This window comes from Longimonas sp., assembly GCF_040409695.1.
In the GTDB taxonomy this organism is placed as follows: domain Bacteria; phylum Bacteroidota; class Rhodothermia; order Rhodothermales; family Salinibacteraceae; genus Longimonas.
Window position 1 is genome coordinate 1 of sequence record NZ_JARWGJ010000020.1, and the last position, 3,352, is coordinate 3,352.

Sequence of the window (3,352 nt, forward strand, 5' to 3'; positions counted from 1 at the left end):
CCGCCGCACCACCTCGGGCAAGGTCCTCTACCTGCGTCTGGGCGTGGGCTCAACAAACAGCAGCCAGGCCTCTTCGAAGAGCTCCACGTCCGCATCCCCCGATAGCCTGGTGTTTACGGATACCTACCAGCAGGGTAAGGAGGCGGTAGCGGATGGCCTGTAGAACGCATGTAGCGATCTATACCGCCTCCTCTTCTGCGTGCGCTGTTAGGCTGGCTGGCGGCGCGACGCTTCAACGTCGGCGATGGTGCGAATGGTACGGGCCACGCTGTCCGGAAGCACAGAGATTGTGTCGATACCGGCCTCCACCAGAAACGCCGCAAAGTCCGGGTGGTCGCTTGGTCCCTGCCCGCAGATGCCCACCGGAATAGCGCGGCCCTGATCCGGATCGTGCGCTGTGTCGATAAGCTGACGGATGCTTCGCGTGACGGCCTCGTCGCGCTCGTCGAACAGGTACGACAGGCGGTCGGAGTCGCGATCTACGCCAAGCGTTAGCTGCGTAAGGTCGTTCGACCCGATCGAGAACCCGTCGAAGAGCTCAGAAAACCGGTCAGCCAGCACGATGTTGGAAGGGACCTCCGCCATGGCATACACCTTCAGGCCATGCTCGCCCTGTTTGAGTCCCTGATCGGCCATGAGGTCGAGCACCCGGCGCCCCTCATCGGGCGTGCGGCAGAACGGGATCATCGCCACGATATTGTCGAATCCCATTTCCTGACGTGCCATGCGCAGGGCCCGGCACTCCAGAGCGAAGCCATCGGCGTAGTCGTCGCTGTAGTAGCGCGCAGCCCCGCGCCAGCCCAGCATCGGATTCTCCTCATCCGGCTCAAAGCCCTGTCCTCCGATCAGGTTCGCGTACTCGTTGGTCTTGAAGTCGCTCATGCGCACGATAACGGGATGCGGATACTGCGCCGCTGCAATGGTGGCAATGCCCCGGGCCAGCATTTCAACGAAGTAGTCCGGCTTATTGTCGTATCCAGCCGTTAGCTGCTCAATGGTTTTGCGGGCCTTCGCATCCTGCACCTGATCAAAACGCGTAAGCGCAAGCGGATGCACTTCAATGATATTGTTGATGATGTACTCCATGCGGGCGAGCCCCACGCCTTCAACCGGCAGACGCCACCACTTCATCGCGACCGGCGGACTCGCCACGTTGATCATCACTCGTGTGTTGACCTCGGGAAGCGTGCTCAGGTCCTGCTCGTCTACATCGTAGTCCAGCGTACCATCCAGCACTTGGCCTTCGTCGCCATCGGCACACGACACCGTCACCTCGCGCCCGTTCTGCAGCACCTCCGTTGCGTTCTCGGTGCCGACAATGGCCGGCAGCCCCATCTCGCGGCTCACGATGGCCGCATGCGACGTGCGTCCGCCGCGATCGGTAACGATAGCAGAGGCCCGCTTCATGAGCGGCACCCAGTCCGGGTCGGTAAGCTCCGTTACGAGAATGCCCCCGTCCACAAACTTGTCGCGCTGCGAGGGATTCTGCAGGCGGCACACCGGTCCGGTGGCGATCGCATCCCCGATGGCTGCGCCGCGCACCAGCACCTCGCCCGGCTCTGTGAGCGTGTAGGAGCGGAGCGTGGCAGCCTCGCGCTGCGACTGCACCGTTTCCGGGCGCGCCTGCACGACGAAGATATCGCCCGATTGGCCGTCCTTTGCCCACTCGATGTCCATGGCCTGTCCGTAGTGCGCTTCGATTGAGGCGCCCCACCGGGCAAGCTGGAGGATCTCGTTGTCTGTGAGCACGGGCGTGCGCTGCTCGTCTGCAGGCACCGGCACCACCTCCGTCGACCCGCCTGCTGCGTAGACACACTTGCGGTCTTTCTGCGACAGCTGGTATCCGGTGATGGGAGCGAGCGCTTTGTTCTCGAGAAAAGGCGTGTAGACGCGATACTCATCGGGCGTCACCTCACCGCTGACCACCCCCTCGCCAAGTCCCCATGCGGCGTTGATGACCGTGATATCAGGAAAGCCGGTCTCCGTATCCAGCGTGAACATAACGCCTGCACTCCCGAGATCGGCCCGTACCATCTTCTGGATACCGACCGAGAGCGCAACGTCGGTATGGTCGAAGCCTTTTTCGTTGCGGTAGTAGATAGCGCGTTCGGTAAAGAGGGAGGCGAAGCATTTCCGCACGGCTGCGATCACCGCATCGATGCCCGACACGTTGAGAAACGTATCTTGTTGACCGGCAAAGCTGGCCTCCGGAAGGTCCTCGGCGGTGGCGGAGCTGCGTACGGCCACATCCACGTTCTCCTGGTCGTACCGGGTGCCGAGGGCACGGTAGGCCTCGGTGAGCGCCTCGACAAACGCGCCGGGAAGCTCGGCCGTCTCAATCAGCGAGCGGATTTCTGCAGCCGTCTCGGCGGGTGCTTTGGCGTCACCCTGCAGGAGGTCGAGAATGGCCGACCGCAGATTGGCCCCGTCTAACACCGACCAGAAAACATCGGCTGTAGTAGCAAATCCGTAAGGGACGCGCACGCCCGCGTCAGCAAGATTTGTTGTGAGTTCGCCAAGAGAAGCATTCTTTCCACCAACGAGGGCAACGTCATCGGAGGAAAGCGTATCGAACCAGCGGATCATAGCGCAGAAGGGTTAAACGAGCGGGTGTAGAACGAGCGAGAAGCAGAAGGCGAGCGACCAGCCTGCAAAACCCAGTGTATGCTGAGCACATGCAGCCTTTCGCCTTTTTGGAAGCGCTTTCAACATATCGAATACATCCCCGAAATGATGCATGCCTCGCATGTTCTTACGGGTCGGTTACAGGCGCTGCGGTCGACCTGTCAGGTTTTTGTTGCGCACGTTATTCCACATTTGGCACGATCGTCCCAACACGCACGTGCCGGGCGTCGTCGGCGGGCTCGGTCCAGGCGATCCATGTTGTGCTATCTGTGCGGGCCAGCACGGGGAATCCGCTCGACCGTCTCGTGGCGGTTGGCATGAGGGTCGACGCCGCTGAGATGCCCGAATCGCTTGCGGTGCGCGCCATGATGTGTGCATCGGTGCTGCCTGCCTCGGTGGCTTCGATCCACGTGAGAAGCGTACGGCTGTCATCGAGCGCAACCGCTCCCACGCGGCCTGCGGGACTGCCGGCATCGATCTGCGTTGCGGCGCCGAACCCTTCCGCATCACTCGAAGACGCTGCCCAGAAAACCTTGGGCGTGCTCTCGCTCCCCGTAAACCACACCGCATCGGTGGTGGCGCCGCGCCGGACCATGGCTGGGCCCTCGACCGGACACGCCGGTATCTCCCAGTCATCCGCGGCCACTCGTCCGTCGTGCTGCTGCCCGGAGGGCGTGACCCGTACGGACGCAATATCGCGGATCTCGGCGTCGGTGCGGTCGCGATA

At 62.3% G+C, this 3,352-nt stretch carries 1 protein-coding gene and 1 pseudogene; both read right to left on the reverse strand.

Going from position 1 to position 3,352, the window contains the following annotated elements:
* Positions 1-207: 207 nt before the first annotated feature.
* The gene (gene ppsA, locus PPP56_RS01110; protein ID WP_353561916.1) at positions 208-2,586 is read right to left on the reverse strand and encodes a phosphoenolpyruvate synthase; all 2,379 of its coding nucleotides are present in this window, start codon (positions 2,584-2,586) and stop codon (positions 208-210) included.
* A 220-nt stretch (positions 2,587-2,806) separates the two neighbouring features.
* Positions 2,807-3,352 (reverse strand): annotated as a pseudogene (locus PPP56_RS01115) (hypothetical protein); the annotation flags it as partial.

Bases quoted from the DNA above. Each gene is read 5' to 3' on its own strand.
- ppsA (WP_353561916.1), bottom strand. From the start codon at position 2,586: ATGATCCGCTGGTTCGATACGCTTTCCTCCGATGACGTTGCCCTCGTT.